At 46.6% G+C, this 22,252-nt stretch carries 23 protein-coding genes; 13 read left to right on the top strand and 10 right to left on the bottom strand.

Annotation, left to right across the window (positions count from 1 at the left end):
* Positions 1 to 163: 163 nt before the first annotated feature.
* The 11 genes from Q502_RS13045 (at position 164) to Q502_RS13095 (ending at position 9,313) form a co-directional block, all read left to right on the top strand.
* Positions 164 to 472, top strand: a complete 309-nt coding sequence (locus Q502_RS13045; RefSeq protein WP_102819251.1) for a cytoplasmic protein — start codon at positions 164 to 166, stop codon at positions 470 to 472.
* A 34-nt stretch (positions 473 to 506) separates the two neighbouring features.
* On the top strand, positions 507 to 1,541 hold the full coding sequence (gene pdxA / locus Q502_RS13050; RefSeq protein WP_102819252.1) for a 4-hydroxythreonine-4-phosphate dehydrogenase PdxA: 1,035 nt from the start codon (positions 507 to 509) through the stop codon (positions 1,539 to 1,541).
* A 258-nt stretch (positions 1,542 to 1,799) separates the two neighbouring features.
* The gene (locus Q502_RS13055; protein WP_258394218.1) at positions 1,800 to 2,555 is read left to right on the top strand and encodes a PAQR family membrane homeostasis protein TrhA; all 756 of its coding nucleotides are present in this window, start codon (positions 1,800 to 1,802) and stop codon (positions 2,553 to 2,555) included.
* A gap of 321 nt (positions 2,556 to 2,876) precedes the next feature.
* On the top strand, positions 2,877 to 3,251 hold the full coding sequence (locus Q502_RS13060) for a DUF2089 domain-containing protein (RefSeq protein WP_006489399.1): 375 nt from the start codon (positions 2,877 to 2,879) through the stop codon (positions 3,249 to 3,251).
* Positions 3,252 to 3,260: 9 nt separating this feature from the next.
* Complete coding sequence (locus tag Q502_RS13065; protein ID WP_102819253.1) at positions 3,261 to 3,623, top strand: SHOCT-like domain-containing protein; 363 nt, start codon at positions 3,261 to 3,263, stop codon at positions 3,621 to 3,623.
* A gap of 6 nt (positions 3,624 to 3,629) precedes the next feature.
* The gene (locus tag Q502_RS13070) at positions 3,630 to 4,700 is read left to right on the top strand and encodes a DUF4097 family beta strand repeat-containing protein (RefSeq protein WP_102819254.1); all 1,071 of its coding nucleotides are present in this window, start codon (positions 3,630 to 3,632) and stop codon (positions 4,698 to 4,700) included.
* Positions 4,701 to 4,723: 23 nt separating this feature from the next.
* On the top strand, positions 4,724 to 5,689 hold the full coding sequence (locus Q502_RS13075) for a hypothetical protein (RefSeq protein ID WP_102819255.1): 966 nt from the start codon (positions 4,724 to 4,726) through the stop codon (positions 5,687 to 5,689).
* Positions 5,690 to 5,916: 227 nt separating this feature from the next.
* Complete coding sequence (locus Q502_RS13080; RefSeq protein ID WP_165775396.1) at positions 5,917 to 7,182, top strand: nicotinate phosphoribosyltransferase; 1,266 nt, start codon at positions 5,917 to 5,919, stop codon at positions 7,180 to 7,182.
* A 2-nt stretch (positions 7,183 to 7,184) separates the two neighbouring features.
* Positions 7,185 to 8,063 (top strand): pyridoxal 5'-phosphate synthase lyase subunit PdxS, encoded by an 879-nt coding sequence (gene pdxS / locus Q502_RS13085; protein ID WP_099830503.1) that lies wholly within the window; start codon positions 7,185 to 7,187, stop codon positions 8,061 to 8,063.
* A gap of 3 nt (positions 8,064 to 8,066) precedes the next feature.
* The gene (gene pdxT / locus Q502_RS13090) at positions 8,067 to 8,645 is read left to right on the top strand and encodes a pyridoxal 5'-phosphate synthase glutaminase subunit PdxT (RefSeq protein WP_099830504.1); all 579 of its coding nucleotides are present in this window, start codon (positions 8,067 to 8,069) and stop codon (positions 8,643 to 8,645) included.
* Positions 8,646 to 8,656: 11 nt separating this feature from the next.
* Entirely contained in the window at positions 8,657 to 9,313 is a 657-nt protein-coding gene (locus Q502_RS13095) for a class II glutamine amidotransferase (RefSeq protein ID WP_258002010.1), read from the top strand.
* 53 nt (positions 9,314 to 9,366) lie between these two features.
* Here Q502_RS13095 and Q502_RS13100 read toward each other — a convergent pair whose 3' ends face one another.
* The 9 genes from Q502_RS13100 to Q502_RS14930 form a co-directional block, all read right to left on the bottom strand.
* Entirely contained in the window at positions 9,367 to 10,278 is a 912-nt protein-coding gene (locus Q502_RS13100) for a dihydrodipicolinate synthase family protein (protein WP_102819256.1), read from the bottom strand.
* Entirely contained in the window at positions 10,272 to 11,438 is a 1,167-nt protein-coding gene (locus Q502_RS13105) for a pyridoxal phosphate-dependent aminotransferase (protein ID WP_112109453.1), read from the bottom strand. Before Q502_RS13105 ends, Q502_RS13100 begins: the two co-directional genes overlap by 7 nt.
* Positions 11,435 to 12,079, bottom strand: coding sequence for an amino acid ABC transporter permease (locus Q502_RS13110; protein WP_099830507.1), 645 nt, complete (start codon positions 12,077 to 12,079; stop codon positions 11,435 to 11,437). Before Q502_RS13110 ends, Q502_RS13105 begins: the two co-directional genes overlap by 4 nt.
* Positions 12,079 to 12,771, bottom strand: coding sequence for an amino acid ABC transporter permease (locus Q502_RS13115; RefSeq protein WP_099830508.1), 693 nt, complete (start codon positions 12,769 to 12,771; stop codon positions 12,079 to 12,081). The genes Q502_RS13110 and Q502_RS13115 overlap by 1 nt, the downstream gene beginning before the upstream one ends.
* Positions 12,772 to 12,779: 8 nt before the next feature.
* The gene (locus Q502_RS13120) at positions 12,780 to 13,511 is read right to left on the bottom strand and encodes an amino acid ABC transporter ATP-binding protein (RefSeq protein ID WP_146739751.1); all 732 of its coding nucleotides are present in this window, start codon (positions 13,509 to 13,511) and stop codon (positions 12,780 to 12,782) included.
* Between the two features lie 76 nt (positions 13,512 to 13,587).
* Positions 13,588 to 14,373 carry an ABC transporter substrate-binding protein gene (locus Q502_RS13125; RefSeq protein WP_099830509.1) on the bottom strand — a complete coding sequence of 262 codons (786 nt, stop codon included), beginning with the start codon at positions 14,371 to 14,373 and terminating at the stop codon, positions 13,588 to 13,590.
* Positions 14,374 to 14,648: 275 nt separating this feature from the next.
* Positions 14,649 to 15,401 carry an IclR family transcriptional regulator gene (locus Q502_RS13130; protein WP_180977968.1) on the bottom strand — a complete coding sequence of 251 codons (753 nt, stop codon included), beginning with the start codon at positions 15,399 to 15,401 and terminating at the stop codon, positions 14,649 to 14,651.
* A gap of 247 nt (positions 15,402 to 15,648) precedes the next feature.
* Positions 15,649 to 16,119 (bottom strand): hypothetical protein, encoded by a 471-nt coding sequence (locus tag Q502_RS14925; protein ID WP_258002011.1) that lies wholly within the window; start codon positions 16,117 to 16,119, stop codon positions 15,649 to 15,651.
* Between the two features lie 42 nt (positions 16,120 to 16,161).
* The gene (locus Q502_RS14930) at positions 16,162 to 16,470 is read right to left on the bottom strand and encodes a hypothetical protein (RefSeq protein ID WP_258002012.1); all 309 of its coding nucleotides are present in this window, start codon (positions 16,468 to 16,470) and stop codon (positions 16,162 to 16,164) included.
* Positions 16,471 to 16,587: 117 nt separating this feature from the next.
* On the opposite strand from Q502_RS14930, the gene Q502_RS13140 reads away from it, so the two are divergent.
* Together Q502_RS13140 and Q502_RS13145 are read left to right on the top strand one after the other, a co-directional pair.
* Positions 16,588 to 17,355: a nucleoside phosphorylase gene (locus tag Q502_RS13140; RefSeq protein ID WP_102819258.1), complete on the top strand. Its 768-nt coding sequence runs from the start codon at positions 16,588 to 16,590 to the stop codon at positions 17,353 to 17,355.
* Positions 17,340 to 18,008 (top strand): N-acetyltransferase, encoded by a 669-nt coding sequence (locus Q502_RS13145; RefSeq protein ID WP_258002014.1) that lies wholly within the window; start codon positions 17,340 to 17,342, stop codon positions 18,006 to 18,008. Before Q502_RS13140 ends, Q502_RS13145 begins: the two co-directional genes overlap by 16 nt.
* 567 nt (positions 18,009 to 18,575) lie before the next feature.
* On the opposite strand, the gene Q502_RS13155 is transcribed toward Q502_RS13145, so the two are convergent.
* Entirely contained in the window at positions 18,576 to 21,227 is a 2,652-nt protein-coding gene (locus Q502_RS13155; RefSeq protein ID WP_102819260.1) for a PAS domain S-box protein, read from the bottom strand.
* Positions 21,228 to 22,252 lie beyond the last annotated feature (1,025 nt).

Consider the following 22,252-nt stretch of genomic DNA (forward strand, 5'->3'; position numbering starts at 1 on the left):
GAGCAAGTTTGGCGTTTTTCGACTGCTCTATCGGTAAGCACATAGTTCAGGTGAAAACAAGACTTCATAATATCAGGATAATCATATAGAATCGTTATATGGTTCTGACAGGACCGCGGATATTGGAAAGAGTTACTAGATTATTTTCTGCCGGAGGCGACTGATGGAGAGAGTGACGGTTACCATTGAAGCAAGTATGGCGGGTGCTGTTGACAGCTTCTTGATAAGAAGGCATGGTGACGTTGAATCCCTCAAAGAAGCAATTGTTGCCGATGATTTCGAAAGAATGGGGGAAATCGCCGAATTCATGAAGAATGAAGGAAGCTGTTGCGGTTTCGATCTCATCTCCTCGTTGGGCGCAAAGCTCTCTTTTGCCGCTTCAGAGAAGAATAGACTGGCAGCCGAGATCTGTGTTGACATTCTCAACTGGTACATGACGGGAATAAGGACAGAGATATTCGGAGAGGGATAGAAACGAACGCGTCTACAATGCACGGGGGTTAGTATTGCTTCTGAAACCTATGGAAAAGCCGGTTCTACCGGAAAGGCTTTCTGGAAAACCTTTGATAGCGATCACTATTGGCGACCCCGCAGGCATCGGCCCCGAGATCGTCTGTAAAGCTATAGCACACGGGGAAATCCTCGAGATCTGCAGGCCGGTTGTTATTGGGGACCGCAAGATCATTCAGCGAGAGATCTACAGAAATAAGCTGTCGCTTGGCATAACTTTGGTTGAGGGCCTAAATGAAGAGATGGAATCAACTTCAGGCAATATCTCGTTGATTGACATGGGGAATGCTGATGACCTACCCGATTACGGAAAGATCTGCGGTGGATGCGGAAGGGCCGCCTATGAATACCTCGAGAAGGCTGCGGAACTGGCGCAAAAGGGAAAGATTTCTGCAATTACGACTGCACCGATTAACAAAATGTCCATCAAGGCTGCAGGAGTTCCCTTTGCAGGACATACCGAGATTCTGGGCTCGCTATTGGGGGCGAGAGACCCGCTGACGATGTTTGAAATAGCCGGTGAGCTACGAGTCTTCTTTCTTTCCAGACACGTTTCACTTATGGAGGCCTGTCGCATGGTGAAGAGAGACAGAATATTCGATTATATAGTTAGATGTGACGCAGCCCTTAAGCAGCTGGACATCGAGCAGCGAAGGCCGATTGGTGTTGCAGCCTTGAACCCACATGGCGGAGAAGGTGGACTCTTCGGGCGCGAGGAACTCGATGAAATTATTCCCGCCGTTGAGCTAGCAAGGCAGAAAGGGATTGATGTCCTCGGACCGATAGGGGCAGACTCGATCTTCTCTATGGCAAGAAGAGGCGCATTTTCTGCAGTTCTCTCTATGTACCATGACCAGGGCCACATAGCAACGAAGACACTGGATTTCGATAGGACCGTATCGATTACCCTTGGAATGCCAATTCTGAGGACTTCCGTAGATCACGGAACGGCCTTCGACATTGCGGGAAGGGGAATTGCCGATCCCACGAATTTGATCGAAGCCGTTAAGGCCGCTGCCCGCTATTCATAAGAGCCGCCGATAACCTCAAAAGACTTCTTCAACTATGATGCGGCTCCCGGAGGATTAATAGGGCACAGCTCCGGAAGGCACGCTCCCCTCACCTTCCTGAAACATCCCTGGATTGATCTCATTGTTTCTATTATCTCAATTTCACGCCTTCCTCTCTCATCCATTAAATGGCAGAGAGTCTCCCCTTACTGTTCTCTTTATCGAGTAGTTTCCATTTCGATGCACCGTTACAGAGTACTGATGCTGGATACTTCCTCTTTGTCGCGAAGCGCGGGCTGGGCTATAATAGATGATCAAATACTTTTCCAGAAAGGAAGCTTCGTGAGCACAATAGAAGGCCGAAAACTCGACCCCATGGTTACGAGCGAGAACTCAAATGAAGGATTCAATGCGATTAGTCATATAGTGGCAGCGGCTCTCGGACTTGCCGGGCTGGTGTTCTTGATAGTCTTCTCTGCTATTCAGGGTAAATGGTTACATCTTGTAAGCTTCGCGATATACGGGACAACCGTAGTCGTCTCAATGACCTTTAGCGGACTCCTTCACTTTTTCTTATGGTTTAGAAAGTATTTCAAGGTCTTCGCTATCCTCGACCACACTGCGATATACTTTCTCATCGCCGGCACCTATACGCCTTTCTGTCTCGTTGTCGTCGGCGGTTGGGTTGGCTGGACGGTCTTCGTGATAATATGGAGTCTTGCCATCCTTAACGTCGTGCTGAAGTCGGTATTCTTTTCCACGATGCCCCTTTGGTTATCAATGGCGGGATACCTCTCAATGGGCTGGCTCTCGCTTGCGCTGGTTTACAGTGTGTATATAAGGTTGGGGCTTTCTGCCATCCTGTTGCTGCTTCTCGGCGGCGCCTTCTATACGGTTGGCGCAGTGATTTTCATAAGGGAGAAACCGAACCCATTTCCAGGGAAATTCGGAAACCATGAACTCTGGCATATTCTGGTCATGCTCGGTAATCTCACCTTTCTCATGATGATGTTTTTCTATGTACTTCCATACTAATTCATTTGGAACAGCAATAGTTCTTCGTAAGTAATCGAAAATATGAGTGTCGATCAATGTCGAAGTCTTAGTTCCAAGGGAATGAGGCTTTTATTGGAAATTGAGGCTCATATGACTTTCGCTATCCCTTCAGATAACGCTTACGAAAGTTAATAAACGAAACGGACTCAACTCTTATCTTGAATTAATTGAAGTCTAATACAATAAATTGAAGTGGATCTAAATATATTTAAGTTATAGTTTGACTTTTCGAGTCGGAAATTGTATAATGAACTCAGTTGAAGGTGATATTTGTTCAACTTATGTTTTGGAGGTGGACCGATGAAATACTCAATTAGCAACTGTCCCGTCTGTGGAGGGAAGATGACGATCACAGAGTACAAGTGTGATAGTTGTGGCACAACGATTAGGGGAAGATTTGAGCTTGACGATATCATGAAGCTATCTGCCGAGCAGCTCGACTACCTGAAGACTTTCATCAAGAATAGAGGCAATCTATCCGAGGTTCAGAAGGAACTGGATATTTCCTATCCGACGGCTAGAAACAGACTCGAGGATATTGTTAGGGCAATGGGCTACCAGGTTGTCGACAAAGATAGGGAGGAGGCTTCAAGAATCCTTGAAAGACTTGAATCCGGAGAACTACAGCCAGATGAAGCCCTTGAGATGTTAAGAAAAGTCAGAAAAAAGAAGTAGGTGATCAAAGTGGATAGAGAAGAAGTCTTAAAGATCCTGAAGCTCGTTGCCGATGGAAAGGTTTCTCCCGAGCAGGGCAGGGACTTGCTAGAGGAGTTCTTTGAATCATATGAAGAAGTGAAGTCAGGAGGGAAATTCACCATAGAGGTTGTGGATAACTTCACCGGAAAAGTGGAAGCAAATATTAAGTTACCCGTTAGGTTGGCAAGGTTTGTAGGAAACTTCGTTAAAGAAAAAGACGCGAATTTTAGAATCGGTGGAAGAGTGGTAGACTACAATCTCAAGGAAGTGCTTGAAGAGGTAATCAAGACTAGAGAGTCGGTTGAAATTGAAACCGAGGACAAGAGAGTAACGATAAAGGTAGAGGATTGAGGAGGTATGGTCGTGGAGAAAAAGTTTGAATTCGACAGCTCAGGTATTGAGATTTTGAAGACAACCTCGGCTAGCGCGGATCTTCAGATCGACCTTGTTGAAGAGGGAAATGTGATTGCGTACGTCGAAGTGGATTCGAACGATTATGTTCCCGAAGCCGAAAGGTCAGGAAAGAAGCTTACGATAAGATTCCAGAAGGGTACTAACATCAATATTCCTTTTATAAAGAATCTCTTTGACGGCGGAGCGGATGTCAAGAATATAAGGCTTCTGGTGCCAAGAAGCATCCAGGAACTTGATGCAAACAACGCTTCCGGCGACATAAGTATTACCGATTTTGATCTTAGAGGCCTTAAGATAAACAACGTCAGCGGTGATGTCAAGATAGAGAACTGTTCGATGAACGAGTTCAATTTCAGCACAGTAAGCGGAGACTTGACTTTCGTCGCTTCGAACTACCGAAGGGGTAAATTTGGCTCAGTTTCTGGCGATCTGAACATAAAGGGGCTTCCTCCGATGGAAAGAGACACAAGTGTTTCTACGGTAAGCGGGGATGCAATTATCTCTTATTCCGATGAGCCAAGATTTGATGCCGCTATCTCATCGGTAAGCGGTGAGGTCTCCTCTGACGTAGGACTTGTTAAAGTAGACAAGAAGCATTACAGGTCGGGAAACGGAGAGCCACAGGAATATCTGAAAATGAGCAGCGTGTCGGGAGATCTCATTATAAATGCCAAGTACAGGGGAACGCCTGCCAAAGAAGTCAAGGTTGAGACGGCACCAAAGGTTTCGGAAGAGCGAAGATCCGATCGAGCGACCGTGGAAGAGAATCTCCAGGATCAGGAGACCAAGAAGATACTTCTGCTTTTCAAAGAAGGGAAACTTACGAAAGAGTATGCTGTCGAGATGCTGGGAATACTTGGATACTCCGAAAAGGAGATTGAAGAGATGCTAGAAGTCGACGAGGAGCTTAAGAAGCTTAAAGACTCAGTAGATGTAGTAATGACAGAGGAAGATGCTGAAAGCGAAGAGTCTTCCGAAGAGCCAGAGGCACCTGAAAAACCGAAATCGACCTGACTAAAGGAAGAGGGTGATAAGAGATGAGATTTGGAGCACTATTTGCGATTTTCCTGGGAATACTGATCATTCTTTCGGTAACCCATATAATACCGAGCTTTGCCTTCACAATTGAAATCTTCTTTGCCATTGTCTTCATCTATCATGGGCTTAAGGTGTTTAGAAGATTTAAGTCGGAACATATGGGTAGTTTGATATTCGGAGGAATTCTCGTTATTGACCTTCTGATAGGCTGGAATATTATCAAAGGGTTCAGAGGATGGGGTTTCTGGGAACTCATTGTAGCCATGATTGGATCTTACATAGTGGGATGGGGTGTAGTGACGCTTTTCAAGAAGAGTTTCAAGCTTGGAAAGGCGCCGAGCTCGACCAGACAGATTCTCAATATGTCAAGACCCAAAGAATTCGACGAACTAGATATTGAACTGGATGCTAACCTTACGAAGGTGCTGCTTATGGACAACACATCCAACGGAGTTGATGCAAACGTAAGTTTCGATAGAATGAGCTTTAACGGGGATCTGAAATACGATATGGATAAGGGAAAGGGCATTGTAAGGGCGAGGTGCAAAGCAAAGTCCGGTGTTTCAAGTGTCTTGTCAAAGTCGAGAATGAACATCGAAGTCAATTCGGAGCCGGTTGTAAGGGTCGAGGCTACGCTTGATGGAGCCGATACAGTTCTTGATTTTTCGAATCTCAATCTGGATAGGGCTACAATCAAGACATCGCTCTCCAGATTGTCTATAATCCCATCCCAACTGAGAGACTCGATCGTGGATATAGATTGTGAAGTGACTTCTCTGAATATAAGGGCTCCCAAAGACGTTGCTTTAAGCATTCTTCACGAAGGAGAGTTGAACTGGAGCAATTTCAACAATCTTATGGAGAGAGAAAAGGGCTATGTCTCGACCAACATAGATAAGGCAGTAACGACCTGTCAGATCAATGTGAAATCGGATATGTCAAAGATATCGATAGACTGGATATAGAGCAGATAACGTCTTGGGAACCGGCCTTGTGGCCGGTTTCTTTTTGGACTTGTCTGATTCATGGGGATCAGCAGCGGTCGCGAGCCGAAAGTGACTTATTATTATATAATCAGGTTACCGGATATATTTCTCCGGAATTTTCGCTCGCGAATGAGGGTAGAGACAGGGGGCGTTCCGTGGATAAGTGCAGAATCGACCCGAGGGTCTTCAAAGTACCGATTGACAAGATGAGAGCCGGATACTATTCTGACAAATACTTCACGAGACTTGTCGAAGTCCTCAAAAAGGCAGATAAGAAATCAAGGGTATTATACCAGCTCTTCCCGAGAAGAGACGCGACAATAGTGGGAATTGACGAAGCGCTCGCCATTCTTCGTTTTGGGACCGGTTATTACTCGAATGAAGAAGAGGCGAAGAGGCTCTTCGAAGAGGTATTAGAGATTGAGAAGGAAGTCAACCACGCAGCCTGGGAGATGAATCGGCATGGACTGGTGGAGCTGACCGCTCGAAAATGGGATCTGAAGATGAAGCTGAATGATCTCTGGGTTGACAAATGGCCAGAACTCGAAGTTCGCGCCTTGTATGATGGTGATGAAGCAAAGGATATGGAACCTGTTATGACGATAGAAGGCGACCCCAGATATTTCTCGTATCTCGAAACCATATTGCTGGGTGTTATTGCGAGAGCCTCCTCAACTGCGACTGCCGTCAAGTCCGTCGTGAAGGCCGCCAGAGGCAAGGAGATACTCTTCTTCAGCGCGCGATTCGATCATTTCTGGACTCAAGCAACGGACGGATACGCGGCGCTCAAGGCCGGGGCCTTCGGAGTCTCTACCGATGCGAATGCAGATTACTGGGGCGTTGAGAGCATGGGGACGATACCTCACGCGCTTATCGCAGTATATAAAGGCGATACGGCCGAGGCCGCAATGGCTTTCGATCGTTACATAGAGGGCGGAGTCAATCGAATAATCTTGGTCGATTGGGACAACGACGTAATCGGAACTTCGGTCGATTGCGTTGCCCGCACTTACAAGGCCGAGACCGGTGAGGATTTCGTACCTGGCAAGACCGACCCTTCGGTTGTTATAGGTCCGGGAAAGGGAAAGATATGGGGCGTGAGATTCGATACGTCTGGCAGTTTGAGAGACGTTTCGGTCGTCCCGAAAGACGCTTCCTCCCTGGGAGTCTGTCCCGAACTGGTCTGGAGGGCTAGAAGGGAATTCGACAGGTGCGGAATGAAAGATTTGAAGATAGTCGTCTCGGGCGGTTTCACGGCGGAGAAGATAGATCTCTTCGAAAAGCTCAATGTTCCAGCAGATGTTTACGGAGTTGGTTCGTCTCTACTGAAAAACAAGCTGGACTTCACGGCAGATATCGTGGAGGTCGAAGGAAAACCCTGCGCAAAAGTCGGGAGAGGGAAGAAAGATGCTCCAGGATTGGAAAGAGTAGAGAGCAACTATTGGAACAACGATAAAGAGGAGAGGTGTTGAAAATGGAAGCAAAGGGAACCTGGACAGTGAAAAAAGGGTTCGCTGAAATGTTCAAGAACGGCGTAATCATGGACGTCACGAATCCCGAGCAGGCAAAGATAGCTCAGGATGCCGGCGCCACGGCAGTAATGGCTCTTGAGAGAGTACCGGCAGATATAAGAAAAGAAGGCGGAGTAGCCCGGATGGCCAAAATTGGCCTTATCAAAGAGATAATGGATTCCGTTACGATTCCAGTCATGGCTAAGGCAAGGATCGGCCATATCGCCGAAGCGAAGATCCTTGAAGCCATCGGAGTTGACTTCATAGATGAATCTGAAGTCCTTACACCGGCTGATGACAGATATCACATAGACAAGCGGATATTCACCGTTCCCTTCGTCTGTGGAGCCAGAAATCTCGGCGAGGCGGTTAGGAGAATCGCAGAGGGAGCCGCGATGATTCGTACAAAAGGAGAGGCCGGTACCGGTAATATCATCGAAGCCGTCAAGCACATGAGAACGGTCAATGAAGAAGTCAGAAAGGTTCAGATGATGAATGATGCCGAGCTCGTCCACTACGGAAAGGAGATCGGTGCGCCTGTCGAAATCCTCAGTCAGGTAAGAGAACTGGGAAGGCTTCCCGTCGTCAATTTCGCCGCAGGAGGAGTAGCCACGCCGGCTGACGCTGCGCTCATGATGATGCTCGGCTGCGATGGAGTCTTTGTCGGCTCGGGAGTCTTCAAATCCAAAGACCCTGCAAGAATGGCTAAGGCAATAGTGGAAGCAGTTCTGCACTATGATAACCCCGAAAAGCTAGCCGAAATCTCTGAAGACGTTGGGGATGCCATGGACGGTCTCGAGATCGGGACTCTCGAAGTCCGGATGGAAGAAAGAGGCTGGTAAGAGTTGAAAATAGGAGTTCTCGGAATTCAGGGTGCAATTCAGGAACATCTTTTGGCTCTGAATAGTGCGGGGGCGGAAGCTATTTGGGTGAAGGATTCAAAGGAGCTATCTTCCGTCAAAGCACTGGTTATGCCTGGTGGCGAATCTACCACGATGATCAGACTCCTGAAGAGATTTGAGATGTGGGAGCTTCTTAAGGAGAGGTTGAAGAGCGGAATGCCTGCCTTCGCTACTTGCGCGGGCATGATTCTCCTCTCGAAGGCTATCGAAAACGTCTCTAATCAGGACTCTTTAAGCGCTCTGGATATTAGTGTGAAAAGGAATGGATACGGAAGACAGATCAACAGTTTCGAGGCCGATATCCAGATAGATGAGATCGGTGCGGAACCGTTTAGAGCTGTGTTCATAAGGGCTCCGAAGATTGAATCGACAGGAAGAGAAGTGGCAGTTCTGGCAAGCTACGATGGCTCGCCTGTACTTGTTAGGCAGAACAGAGTGATAGCCGCTTCCTTTCATCCCGAACTGACAGATGATCTGAGAATTCACAAGTATTTTCTCGAGATAGCAGAGTCAGTCAAATAGAGGAATGAAAAATGTGCAGAATGCTGGCCTTCAAAGCAGTTGAAGATATCGACACAAGCTGGATATTTGCCCTTCTAAGCAGCATCTCCGAGAAGGGAATCTCAAGTCCTCACAGAGACGGCTGGGGTTATGCCGTGCGCGGCGAAGGAAGAGAGACATTCAATAGCTCGGGCGCGATCTTTGAGAGTGATGTGAAGATGCCGATTTGCAGAGTGGGCATAATCCACTCGAGAAAGGCATCGAAGGGATACACAGTCAATCTAGAGCATGTACATCCCTTCTATTCAACCGTTAGGGGAAGGAATTACGCCTTCTGTCACAACGGTACGATTTATGATTTTGCAAGCGACGAAGGAACTACAGATACCCAGAGATACTTCGAAATACTCGTCGGTAATCTTGAGCGGCATGAGCCGAAGACGGCTCTAGAAATCACATCGGGCTTCGTGGCTGCCAACTATAAGTACACATCCATTAACGCTTTTCTTACTGACTATGAGAACGTATGGGCCATAAGACAGAATTCCGAGAGAGATGACACGGAACACGCCCTGTTCCTCTATGAGAGGGATGGAGTAAGAATAGTGGCAAGCGAACCCATAGAAAAGTTCGGAGCTTTGCAGGGGAGCTCCATAGAGATAAAGAACGGCGAATCTGTCATATTGTGATAAATGATTTAAGGCGCCTGGAGGATCTCCAGGCGCTTCTTTTGTTGAGAGAGCTAGAAATCAATGCCTATCTTATGCATAACAGCAACAAGATTATTGTCAAGTAATTCTATTTCCGCATCTGTGAGGTTTTTCAGAGGTGTCTTGACTCCTCCCATTTTCAAACCCCTTCTTTCTAGAACATGTTTCATGTATGGAATATTCGCACCGTTTCCCACTGCCATCGTCAGCTTTGTCAAAGCCTTCTGATAATCAAATGCCTTGTCAAAGTCACCATCTTTCACTGCATCGCGGACCTTGACGAAGAATTCCGGAAAGACTGCTCCGGGGCCTGAAACACAGCCTCTGGCTCCGGCGATTAGAACGGATACGAAAGCCGCATCGCATCCAACGACCGTACTGAACGTCGACGGCAGAGCCTGAATCACGGTCAACGAATTTACGAAATCGCCGCTGCTGTCTTTCAAACCGACTATATTCTTATGTTTTTCGTGGAGTCTGGCAATTACATCGACACTAACCGGGTTTTTTGTTAGAGAGGGAATGTTGTAAATGTACAGAGGAAAGTCGCTAACAGCTTCCGCTATCTTGTCGTAGAAACTGAAGAGCTCCTCCTGCTTGTGGTTGAAAAAGAAAGGCGAAACTACTGCTGCCGCATCTGCTCCACATTCCTTTGAGTGTTTTAGCAGTTCGATAATATCTTCAAGCACTGCAGCTCCACAATGAGAAACAACCGTCATTCTCCCTTTGTTTGCCTCGAGGAACGACTCTAGAGTCTTCTTTCTTTCCGCCAATGGGAGGGACGTCCCCTCACCGGTCGTGCCGAGCACAAACATTCCGTCGACACCTTTCTCAGCCAGGAAGTCTACATAAGACTTTATTGCATTGTAGTCAACACAGGAACCATCATCATTCATCGGAGTCAGCGGAGCTACACCGACCCCTTCAAGTAATCTTCTCACCATGATCTCCCTTCTGCCAATCTTCTGGCCGCCTCTTTCATTACTTCAAGCTCCTGTACCAGGCCCATTCTAACCTTCCTAGAACCGTTAGCACCATAAGCGGTTCCGGGAACAACAAGAATGCCGTACTCTCTGTAGAGCTTTTCCGTGAAACTCCAGGGATCAGTGCCTTCCGGAGTGGAAACCCATACATACATCGCCCCCTGTGGAGCGGTGAAAGTCAATCCCGACGCCTTTAGACCTTCAATAATCGCATCCCGCCTGCCCTGATATATTCCTCTGAGCTCACGATAATAGGAATCGGGGGTAGACTTCAAAGCTGCCGCAGCGGCGAGCTGTATAGGGTAAAAGACATTTGAGTCGATCTTCGATTTGTAAAGTTTCACTGCGTCCAGAAGACGTTTCTCGGCCACTATCGCCCCAACTCTCCATCCGGCCATGTTATAGGTCTTTGAGAAGGCGAAGTACTCCAGCCCAAGTTCCAGATTCTGTTGTGCTTCGAAGTAACTGTTCACTTCCAGACCGTCAAAGGCGATTTCCGAGTAAGCGAGATCGCTCATCACAACAAAACCGTATTTACACGAAAGCTCGGAGAGCCTCTCATAATACTCTTTGCTCGCCACTCTACCGGTGGGATTGGATGGATAATTGACGATTACCATTTTCGGCTTGTGCAACCTGGCAAGACTCTCGATCTCGCCGAGAGTAGCAATAGGATCAACATCTCCATCGTAAGTGATAAGCTTCCCGCCGGTGAAAAGAACAGCTTCGAAATAGGTTGGATAACCGGGATCGGGAACAAGGATCGAATCGCCTGCGTTTACCGAAGCATGAAGCGCATTGAAAATCGCCTCTTTGATTCCCACCGTAACGAGCACGTTCTCTTCGGGCCTGACAGTTACTCCGAAGCGTTTCTTGTACCAGTCTGCAACACCTTCCAATAGTTCAGGAGCACCATGCTGCGGCGGGTAAGTGTGGTAGGCCGGGTTTGACAGGTTCTCCTTCATTACCTCCACTATCCATTTCGGGGTGGGCCTGTTCGGGGCACCTATTGAAAGGTTGATCATTTTCTGCTTTGGTGGTTCTTTCTTCAGGCCATTTATGAATCCAAAGGCATCGGGCCTGAAAAACTCAAGCTTTGAAGACTCGAGCTGAAACTTCATCTGTTACTCCCTCCCTCTAGTTTTTTAGATACGACAATTAGCGGATAGCACACAAGTATGAAGAACATAGACACAATACTGAATGCCGTAAAAGGACTTAGAGTCAACTGCATTATCTGTCTGGAGGTTCTTACGATCTCAACCATTCCGACGAGTGAGACAATCGAAGTGTCCTTTATTGTCATTACTATCTGGCCGACAATTGACGGCATGGTACTCTTTATGATCTGAGGCAAAACTACATGCATCAGTTTTTGAAAGTAGTTCATTCCAAGAGCTTCGGCCGCTTCAAACTGCCCTTTATCTAGAGACATAAGACCGCTTCTGAAGACCTCTGAAAGATATGCCGTTGCCGTAACTGAAAGAACGACTATTCCCGTCTGAAACGCGCCCAATTCAATTCCAACGTACGGCAGCGCAAAGTAGATAGCATAGACGATTATCAAGAAGGGCGATCCCCTGATTATCTCTACAACAATGGCTAGAAGTTGCGATGCGACGGGGATTCGATGGAAGCGAATCAGGGCGATCGCAATTCCCAGCACTATACCGATACCCAGAACGAATGGAAGGAAAGCCAGGTTATTGAGGAAGGCAACTCCGAGTCTGAATATTTGCTGCAATAAAGATATGTCTTGCATCATACCACCTTCTTAAAACCGAACCATCGCTTCGCATCCGATTGTCCCGACTTCTGATTTCTGCTTATAATACCGCTTAAAAGAGCAAGAATCAGATATATTCCAAAGTACATAAGCATCGGTACACCGAATGATTCGAATGGCATATAGGTTCTCGCGGCAATCTTTCGAGCAGTATAAGTAAGCTCGGGGATAACAAGAACTGCCGCAAGACTTGTGTCTTTTATCAAATACGAGAATTGGCTGATCAGTGGTGGCAGAATACTTCTAAAAACTTGCGGCAAGATTACCTTTCGCATCGTCTGGAACCACGACAAACCGAGAGCCTTTGAGGCTTCTGTCTGTCCTCTGTCAATTGAGTTGAGACCGCCACGTACTATCTCAGATATATAGGCGCCGCTGTTCAGAGAAAACGCAACTATGGCGCTCTGAAAGGAAGTTAACATCAGGCCGGTAATTGGAAGGCCATAGTGGACGAAGTACAACTGCACAAGCAGAGGCGTCGACCTGATGAATCCAGTGTATATTCCTACGGGAATAATGGCGAACTTCGATTTCATTGTTGATAGTATTCCTACCACTGTTCCTATTAGAAGTGAAAAGACACCGCTCAGGGCCGCTACCTTTAATGTTTCCAATAAGGCCTCAAAAAAGTCAGGGAGATACTGTGAGATCATTCTCATGTCAAGCATGATATCACCTAAAGTATCTTACTCAGGAATTCCTTGGTTCTGTCACTCCTGGGATTGTTGAAGAACTCATCCTTGGGGGTGAGCTCGACTATCTTCCCGTCATCCAGGAAACCGATTTTGTTGGCAACCTGACGCGCAAAACCCATCTCATGGCTGACAATGATCATCGTCATTCCTCCGCGTGCCAGGTTAGTCATGACATCCAGTACTTCCTTGATCATCTCTGGATCCAGTGCTGACGTTGGTTCATCAAAAAGCATTAGTTTAGGATCCATTGCCAAAGCTCGCGCTATCGCAACTCTCTGCTTTTGCCCTCCTGAAAGCTGAGGAGGAAAGGCATCGTACTTAGCAGATAATCCGACTTGATCAAGTAGTTTCCTGGCTTTTTCAAGAGCTTCATCCTTGGGCACCTTCTTTACGAGTATGGGTGCCAGGGCAACATTGTCTACTACTGAAATGTGAGGGAATAGGTTGAAATGCTGAAAAACCATTCCAGTGTTCTTTCTAACAAAACTCAAATTGGCTCTCGCCTGCTTAATGTCTTTTCCGAGAACTTCGATCGATCCCTCATGAAAGTTTTCAAGCATGTTTATGCAGCGAAGAAGGGTGCTCTTCCCAGCACCGCTCGGTCCACAAAGAACCAGTACATCGCTTTCGAATACATCTAGCTCGATGTCTTTTAGAACGTGCAGTTTTCCGAAGGATTTGTTGAGACCCCGGATTCGAACAATTGGTTCCATTAGAATTCCCCTTTCGACTCCTAAAATGAAATGGGGGCTAGCCCCCATCTCGTCTTGAATTAACTACTCTCCAGGCTTAGTCAATAATGAAAGAAGGTTCCCAGGCTTTGCCTACGTACTTCTCGTAGATCTTTCCGTACTCGCCAGTCAGCTTCTCCCACTTGAGGAACCAGTTGAACCATTCAACCAGTGAGTCGGAATCCTTGTCCTGCCTGAAAGCGAGTCCATAAGTGTCGGGTCTCACATACCCATCAAGGATCTTCAGATCTGGGTTCTTGTTAACTAACTCAATACAGATCATTTCGTCGTCCATAACCGAGTCGATTCTACCCAACTTGATATCAGTCATCCATTCGGCAAGATTGTCGTATAGAGACGCCTTTTTGCCCCATTCATCTTCAATGAAGTCTGCGTGAACAGAACCCATTGTCGCACCCATTTTGACTGAAGGATCGGCCAGATCTCTCCAGCTCTCCAGAGGAGAGTCTTTTCTAGCAATCGCGACAATTCCTGTCAGGAAGAAAGGATCGGAGAATCTTATCGACTTCATCCTTGTTAGAGTCATGGACATGTTTGCTGCTATCATATCTACTTTTCCTGAGAGCAATGACGGAATAAGACTTTCCCATGCCACGTCTTGCCAGACCAGTTCAACACCCATTTCTCTTGCAGCAAGTTCCATCAACTCAACGGTAAACCCAGTCGGCTTCCCTGATGCGTCCCTGTACTGCATCGGTACTGCAGTCATATCAGTTGCAACGGTTAACTTTCCGCTCTTAACTACGTTTTCCAGTGTTGTAGCTGCAAGACCAAACGAAACAAACATACAGGCTACAACGATCAAAACAAACAGTTTTTTCATCTCAATTCCCCTTTCACGAATGGATTGCGTCTTAAAAAAGTACGCATTGGAAATGGTTTGAATAGTTCAATAATATGGAACAACATTCAACAATGTGGTAACTACATCTAAATTTACCAAATCGGTTGAGTTATCTCCAAAACCATTTATGAACGTCTGGGAAGTATCTGGGTTGATTATGACTGTTAAACAGAAGCAATCTCTCTCCTGCGGGGTGATCTTGAAAGAAGGGAGTTATTCCTAGAAGTAATGCAGAATCAAACTTCTTCGAGTCTTCACGTCTCGAAATCGATAAACAGCTTGTTCAGCTTTTCTATTGTCTTCAAAAAGGGTTCCTTATATCTTTCAATTGCTTCGTCGGTCATTCTATTAGAAGGCCCGGCAATACTGACGGCATACTTCGCGACTCCGTGATTGTCCAGTATGGGTGCGGCAATGCACTTTATGCTTTCTTCCTGTTCTATTCTGTCGTACGCATATCCGTGCTCTCTTATCCATTGTATTTCCTTTCTGAGCTGTTCCTTATCTGTTATGGTGTTCTTCGTTCTTCTCGCAAGAGTCACTCTCTCGAGATAACCGTCTATGTAAGAATCCGGCTGAAATGCGAGCAGGGCCTTCCCCACGCCTGTACAATACATAGATGCAGTAACTCCTACAGTCGAATGGGGGCGCAGAGCATGCGTTGGGTGCAGACATTCGAGATAAATTACTTGATCTCTGAACAGAGATGTGAGATGAATCGTCTCATTTATTTCGTTCCTTAGTTCCTCAAGGTACGGCAAAGCCACTTCTCTGAATTCGAGGTTCCTCCGCATGAGACCACTCAGTTGAAGGATCCTGTTTCCGAGCATGTAGAAGCTCTTGTCTTTTGTAAGGTAGTCAAGTTCAGTCATTGCAGACAAAATATGATGCACAGTTGCTTTGGGATAACCTAGCTTGGCCACTATGTCGGTAAGCCTCCATTTGCTTTGCTCAAAGAACAGCTCGAAAATCTCGTCCACTTTTTTGAAAGCCTTAAAATGTTCCATAATATTGACCTCACTCAATGACATTGATACTAGAATATCAAAAAATGCTTTTGATAGCAAATCTCTTGTTAAATTACATTTCGAATACGGGTGAGCTAGTATGATGAGGCAACCATCAATTAAGACTGAACTACTGAACGGATACAGATCGAGATTGAGTCTTTTCTGAAGCCGCAATTTAACTTAAGATCGAGTACCACATAAAAAAAGACCGGCCCTTTAGGACGGCGTTCTTAAAGTCAATAACTTACTTCAGCTGGAAGCCTATGCTGAAATTGATGGTCGCAAGTCTGTTGTCGGTGAAGCCGTCGGGGCTGCTCGCGTTTTCGGAGGTGCCTTTCGCAGTTCCTCCTATGAAACGGATGTTGAAATGGGTCTCGAGATAATCTGTGAGAAGCAGCCCTACCCTCAATGAAGCGTCAAGGACCAATCCTTCGAAGTCGAAATCCGCCCCGTTAATGAACCTGCTGGATGCGTAGAACCCGTCGATATCTGTTGCGAAGTAAGCCTTTTCGCCTAGCCAAAGTTCGCCTTTAATTTTGATAATCGGTACTGGACCGACGTTCTTGTTCGCGATTAACTGAGGTCCGTTCAGTGATTCGAAGTAGATGTCGGCATTTCTCAAATGAAGTGAGAGACCGAGGCCAAGATAGCTGTTGCCCTTTCTCAAGACATCGTAGGTGTAGCTTACCCTGTAGAACGGGAAGCCGTAGTTCAAGAAGATTCCGCTTCCGGCGGGGAAGGTGACTCCATCGACTATCTAGTTGTTCTTAAGCTGAACCTTGGACTGAACGGTGAGCGGCTGGTACAGAAAGTGAACCGTGTGTTTGCCGATACTCAGTCCGGCGGTGTACCTTTGATACGGAAATAGAACGTCCTGCCCGCAGTCCTTCACATAGTTCAGAACTGTTCCAGTCTGACCGAACTGAATGGTGTGGAAGATCACTCCCGTGAAGCCGATCTCGTAATCAAGCTCGAGTTTGAACCTGTTCTCGGGGTTGTTCAGTAATCCTGCCGATGAAATAACTGCGATAAGAAGAACCACTATCAGTGCGGACCTAGTCTTCACGATTTCACCTCGTTTATACTGATTACAATTATAAAGCTTCCGGTTACAAAAGTGTCAGGTCATTCGGCGACTGTCGATCTCTTCTTCGCTGCTAGAATAGTCGCAGAGGGGGCGTATATGGAGAAGCGTTTACCTATTCTGGAACATGATTATGAAAGACCGGCCGTCATAGAACCGACGAAGGTCATCTCCTCGATACCTGAGATGCCCGAAAGAGCTGTGATTCTCTTCTATCAGGGCGTGATAGAGAGTCTCTTGAAGAAGGGTCTTCTGAAGAAGATCGTTGACAGGAGAAGTGAGGTAGGATTGTTCCCCGTCTACGAGATCGAACACAAAGGAGAAAGAGTTGCCCTGTTGAATCCAGGACTTGGAGCACCATCCGCTGCGGGCTTCTATGAAGAGCTGATCGCCCTGGGAGTAAGAAAGACAGTAGCCTGCGGTTCCTGCGGAGTGTTGAAGAGAGAAATTCCGAGAGGAGAGATCATCGTAGTGGAATCGGCAGTCAGGGATGAGGGGACCTCATTCCATTACGTGGAGCCCTCAAGAGAGATTTCAGTCGATAAGAGTGTGATCGAGATGATCGAATCTACATTGAGAAGGCTGTCTATACCTTATGTAAAGGGAAAGACCTGGACAACCGATGCCTTCTACAGGGAGACTAAGCGGATAGTCAGCAGAAGAATTGACGAAGGGTGCATAACAGTCGAGATGGAGGCTTCGGCCCTCATGGCCGTCTCTAAGTTCAGAAATGTGGCCTTTGGCCAGCTCCTTTCGTCCGGAGACGATGTGAGCGGAGAAGAGTGGGACATACGATTTCATCCCGAGGCTTCGAATCACAAAGAGCGTGTATTCTGGGCAGCTCTAGAGTGTTGCCTGAGATTATAACTCCGTCGGTAGTATATTCCTTCGCTTCACAGAGTGGAAAGTTGAGAGTGGGTGATGGTATGGTCGAACCGATTAAGGTTTCCTCGAAAAAACACGGAAGGGCAATAGAACTACTTGCCGAAGCATTTGCTAATGACCCGATGATCAAATACGTATTAAGTGAGAAAGTAAGAAAGTACGTAAATAGGATCTATGGAGTAATGTTCAAGACTTATCTGAAGAAAGGATCCGCGTACTTTGATTCATCCGAGATGAACGGAATAATTCTCTGGATTGACTCTAAAGAAGATCCGGGCCTTGGCGTCTGGATAAGGAGCGGAGCCTTGAAGATGCTGACATTTCCTGGAAGATCACTAAATCGCCTTATGAAGGTCGGTAGGGCGATTTCGAGGGTTCACAAGGAATGCATAAAGGAACATCACCTTCACCTGATTTTCATTGCTGTTTCGCCAGCTTCTCAGGGGAGGGGTATCGGCAAACAACTTCTTAGCCTTCTTGCGCATGAAGCAGACTCAAAAGGTCTTCCCTGTTATCTTGAAACGCAGAATCCTTCAAACTTAGGTTTCTATGAATCCTTTGGGTTCTACGTTGCGAAGGAAATCGAAATCTCGCCCGAACTCAGATCGTGGAGTATGGTCAGACCAATTTCGTGAAGAGCGGCAGGGATCCGCTGAACGCTGGGAAGAGCCACTGCCCAGAGAAGCTCTGGTAAGCAAGGCGTCGAAGAACATCGGCCGACACAATGCACTGAGGAGCATCAGTGGACGCAAGGCTGCCTTCGGCAGGAGGCGAGGCCGACTTCGTCGGGAAGTGAGGCTCGCTGGCGCGAGGAAGTGATGCTGGGGAAATCATCCCAGGAAGTGATGCCGCTTTCAGCGGGAGGATTCAGAAGCCAGTCTTTGCTTCGCAAAGGCAAGTTCTGCTTCGCGGGCAAAGAATCCGCTTGGGCAGAAAACGCTGTACGCTGTTAAGAGAGAATAAGAGCAGCAGGAAATGATGACGCTTTCAGCGGGAGGCTCAAGACCCCTGGATCCCGGATCAGGTCCGAAATGACTCTGAACAGGAGCCCCAAACAGCACAGTTACCCAGCAAGGATATTGGAGATAAATAGAACAGATAGGGTGGAAGTGCTGTTCTTTCACTTCTAGAATAGAAGAGCAGATAGTATAGAAGCAGGCTGGAAGCATAAGCAAAACCCAAATGGCGCAGAAAAAGACTTCCTAGGAATTTTCGAAAGTATAGCCTTCTTCGATCAGATCCACACAGACTTTTACCACTAACGGATCGTACAGTCTGCCTGAATTTTCCTTTATCTCATTAAGGGCGAATTCAATTCCCAGGGCCGCCCTGTAGGGTCTGTGGGAAGTTATAGCCTCAACGACATCGGCAACGGCTATTATTTTTGATTCGAGCCTTATTTGATCGTCTTTCAAACTTCCTGGATAACCAGATCCATCGAGTCTTTCGTGATGCTGTAACACTATATCGGCAATGGGCCAGGGAAGATCTATATCCTTGAGTATATTATAGCCATTCTTCGAATGTTCCCTTACTAGTCTGAACTCAATATCGCTCAGCTTTCCTGGTTTAGACAGAATTTCCGTAGGAACTGAGATCTTCCCTATATCGTGAAGTAGACCGGCAACCTTAAGACAGTTGCAAGTCTCATGATCTAGACCCATTTTCTTTCCTATCGCCACGGCCAGATCGCTCACATTTTTCTGATGGCCGGCCGTGTAAGGATCCTTGGCGCTAACAATGTCCGAAGCGGCACGAACAAGAGCTTCGAAAGCTGATTCTAGGCTGCTAGATAGTCGATTTCTTTCTGTTATGTCTTCGCAGATTTCAACAACGCCGGTAATCTTCCCGTCTGCATCCCTAACCGGATAAGCCCTTATGTACAATGCTGTGGCGAACTTGGTAATTATTTCTCCAACTTCCTGAGAGCCCGTGTCAAGAACCTTTCTCAGGATGCAGTTATCGGACTTCTTGCCACGCTGCCAAACATCGACACAGCTCATGCCGACAAGCTTTTCTATGCTTGTTCCAAAAAGCTCTGCCATAGCTCTGTTCGCCCAGATTATGTTAAGATCGGTGTCGTAATAGACTATTATTTCCTTAGTTGTGTTAAGTATGAGTGATTTCTCTTCTTCGGATTTCTTCAGGGCCTCCTGGCTTATGACGAGATCGGTTACGTCTCTGGTGAACCCGATGAAGCTCGAATCGTCGAGCCTTACGGCTCTGACATTCCAGTATCTCTTCTCGCCTGTCTTCTTAACGAAGGCAGTAATGCCTTCTGCCACGCCGGCTTCGACAGTCCTCCTGAAATGGTTTTCGGCCTCCAGAAGACTCTCGGGAGCCGCCAACTGTTTGAAGTTCATTTTCAGCAGCTCTTCTCTTGAATAGCCGGTGATTAGACAGGACGCTTCGTTAACATCTGTATAATTGCCTCTTTCATCTGCGACGAATATTCCGTCCGGGGCATTCTCAACATATCTTCTGAACCTGCTCTCCTTTTCTTCAATCATTTGAAGAAATCCGTCTCTTTCGGAGAGAGCCTTGGCTAGCTTCATATTCGAAAAACTCAGTCTCGAGAGCCTTTGTGCAAACTTTGAGTAGAAGGTCATTGCTGTCATGACTGTATCGCGATTCCACCTGGGCACTCTGTCCAGAGCCTCAATATACTCTTTTTCGTTAAAACCGTATCTTCTCGCCTGTTTCCTGAAGACATCGTAATCCACGCTCTCATCTTCCATGAAGAACTGTCCCAAAAATAGATTTCCAATATGGGTATTGCCCACGATTATTGGGGTACTCATATCCCACATATTGTTGGCACATTTGTAGAGCTTGAACGCTCCCGGTTCTATGCCCTTCGAAAGCTCTATATCACTGTAAAGACAGTTCTTGAGAGTCCCAGGATTCACACGGTGATACTTTGTGCATATTTCCTGCCAACCGGTCTCGACGAGGACATTTCCGAGAGTATCGACGATCGCTACTCCAATATTGGTCAGTTTGAAGAAGTCGTTCATGATAGACTGGATAGTCTCGACATCCAGTAGATAATCGAGTTCTATATTCTCAATTTCGCCTTCGGGATCGAGAATCGCCTCGAGTTTCTTACTTGCTCTTCTCTCGCTATCCTTCAATCTCTCTTCAGCATTCTTTCTTGCAGTTATATCTTCTGAAAAGAGAACAAGACTTTCGACCTGCTCGTTCCTTCCGAATACCGGGTATATGGTTGTTTTAAGTACAATTCCATCTAGACGGTCTTCCATTGTCTTCTGGTTTCCTGTTTTCAGAACCTCTTCGATATGGATCTTTCTTACTTCGGCGAGTTCTTGCGGGATGAAATCATACAGATTCTTGCCGATCAGCGTCTCCAGATCAGTACCAAGCCTCTTGGAGAGGATCTGATTGGCAGTTATAACCTTTCCTGAAGGATCTATCTGAAACAGCGATTCGGTTGGAGCATTTACGAGTGCCTGAAGCAGAAGATTCTTCTCTTCAAGAAGCTTTTCATCTCGCTTTCGCTGTGTTATATCTCTCACAGTGCTTACGACAAGTCTTTCACAACCGTCTTCAATCAGAATAGAATGTATCTCGACTGGAACAGAACCACAGTCTCCGTAGTAGTGCTGGCCGTTGATTGTTCTAGAAGTACCGACGGCGGCTTTCGACCAGAATTCTCTGAACGATGCTTCTGTAATCTTTGTTTCAATGGTCGACAAGGACTTACCGAGCAGCTCCTCTCTCGAGAAACCGTTATTGTTTGTAACGGCATCGTTTACATAGACTATACTGGCTTCCATGTCGGAAACGAATACCATGTCCACTATATAATTAACAAGATCGGGAAATTGCCTCATAGAACCTCCGGCGACACCTGTCGCTCCCCGGTGTGTACAGAATGGCAAGCCGTTAACGGATTCATCCTCGAGAAAACAAAGCTGAAAGCAAAGGAATGAATCACTGCCAAGCGCGCCGCCACGATTACCATAATTCCAAAAATCCTAACTGCAGTCATTGAGCTTCGCATACACTGTTATCAAACGATTTCTGAAAAGATGTGTGCTTTACATAAATGTTATCTATGTTAATTTAATAATAATCGCACTCAAAAGATAGTTACATATCTATTATAAACTTGTTTCCTTAGATAAGTGTGACTTTTAGTGACGAAAGGACGGGCTTTTTCCACACATTATTGAGTAAGAGTTTGAATGCCTTCAATGTAAGCATCAAATGAACATCTCCCACACTTAATTCCCTAGATCATTTCGATAAGAGAGAAACCGAGAAAAAGTCTCGACGAGATCTTCGCTTCGATAAATGAAGTGAAGACTGGGTAATCGTATTCTTTTATATAGATACAGATACCCCTATGTGATACGAATAATCCAAAAGGAGTACAATTTGAAACGCGCTTCAAAGAGCACACTCCCCACCGCAAGCGGTCCCCCCCGCTCAAGAGGGGATTTAATATCAAGAGCAAAAGAGCGGTTCATCGTTGACACTCCGTGTCCAGGTTCTTGATCATCAGCTCCAAGTTCTATGATGCAAGTTGAATAAGAAAATGGTTGTCCGTTATCGGTTCACCGTTCTCCGAGCAGAGCTTCAAGACCTATCAAGCTCTTTGGATGATGATCTTAGGTCCTCCCTTGAGGGAGGAGGGCCACGAAGTGGCGGAGGGTGTGCACGTCCAGCTTTGAGAACTGCAAAGGCCGCTGGCTTGAAATAATCGCAAGAGAGCGGATGTTGGTTCCTGGTAAGTACATATTGTACAGACATACTAAAGACGTGAAGAGCGAATACATCCAATCAAGCTCGGCCATGCTGATCGGTGGAGGACGCGCCTCAAAGACGTGCACACCCCCCACCGCACGCGGTCCCC

The sequence above is a fragment of the Mesotoga sp. Brook.08.YT.4.2.5.2. genome, from assembly GCF_003351125.1.
Taxonomy (GTDB): domain Bacteria; phylum Thermotogota; class Thermotogae; order Petrotogales; family Kosmotogaceae; genus Mesotoga.

What these genes read in the sequence shown, in the direction of transcription:
- Q502_RS13045 (WP_102819251.1), top strand. Translation starts at nt 164, where the DNA reads ATGGAGAGAGTGACGGTTACCATTGAAGCAAGTATGGCGGGTGCTGTT.
- Q502_RS13100 (WP_102819256.1), bottom strand. Translation starts at nt 10,278, where the DNA reads ATGGTGAGAAGATTACTTGAAGGGGTCGGTGTAGCTCCGCTGACTCCG.
- Q502_RS13060 (WP_006489399.1), top strand. Translation starts at nt 2,877, where the DNA reads ATGAAATACTCAATTAGCAACTGTCCCGTCTGTGGAGGGAAGATGACG.
- Q502_RS13075 (WP_102819255.1), top strand. Translation starts at nt 4,724, where the DNA reads ATGAGATTTGGAGCACTATTTGCGATTTTCCTGGGAATACTGATCATT.
- Q502_RS13120 (WP_146739751.1), bottom strand. Translation starts at nt 13,511, where the DNA reads ATGGAACCAATTGTTCGAATCCGGGGTCTCAACAAATCCTTCGGAAAA.
- pdxS (WP_099830503.1), top strand. Translation starts at nt 7,185, where the DNA reads ATGGAAGCAAAGGGAACCTGGACAGTGAAAAAAGGGTTCGCTGAAATG.
- Q502_RS13080 (WP_165775396.1), top strand. Translation starts at nt 5,917, where the DNA reads ATGAGAGCCGGATACTATTCTGACAAATACTTCACGAGACTTGTCGAA.
- Q502_RS13140 (WP_102819258.1), top strand. Translation starts at nt 16,588, where the DNA reads ATGGAGAAGCGTTTACCTATTCTGGAACATGATTATGAAAGACCGGCC.
- Q502_RS13155 (WP_102819260.1), bottom strand. Translation starts at nt 21,227, where the DNA reads ATGAGGCAATTTCCCGATCTTGTTAATTATATAGTGGACATGGTATTC.
- Q502_RS13115 (WP_099830508.1), bottom strand. Translation starts at nt 12,771, where the DNA reads ATGCTTGACATGAGAATGATCTCACAGTATCTCCCTGACTTTTTTGAG.
- Q502_RS13095 (WP_258002010.1), top strand. Translation starts at nt 8,657, where the DNA reads ATGTGCAGAATGCTGGCCTTCAAAGCAGTTGAAGATATCGACACAAGC.
- Q502_RS13125 (WP_099830509.1), bottom strand. Translation starts at nt 14,373, where the DNA reads ATGAAAAAACTGTTTGTTTTGATCGTTGTAGCCTGTATGTTTGTTTCG.
- Q502_RS13105 (WP_112109453.1), bottom strand. Translation starts at nt 11,438, where the DNA reads ATGAAGTTTCAGCTCGAGTCTTCAAAGCTTGAGTTTTTCAGGCCCGAT.
- Q502_RS13070 (WP_102819254.1), top strand. Translation starts at nt 3,630, where the DNA reads ATGGTCGTGGAGAAAAAGTTTGAATTCGACAGCTCAGGTATTGAGATT.
- Q502_RS13110 (WP_099830507.1), bottom strand. Translation starts at nt 12,079, where the DNA reads ATGCAAGACATATCTTTATTGCAGCAAATATTCAGACTCGGAGTTGCC.
- Q502_RS13130 (WP_180977968.1), bottom strand. Translation starts at nt 15,401, where the DNA reads ATGGAACATTTTAAGGCTTTCAAAAAAGTGGACGAGATTTTCGAGCTG.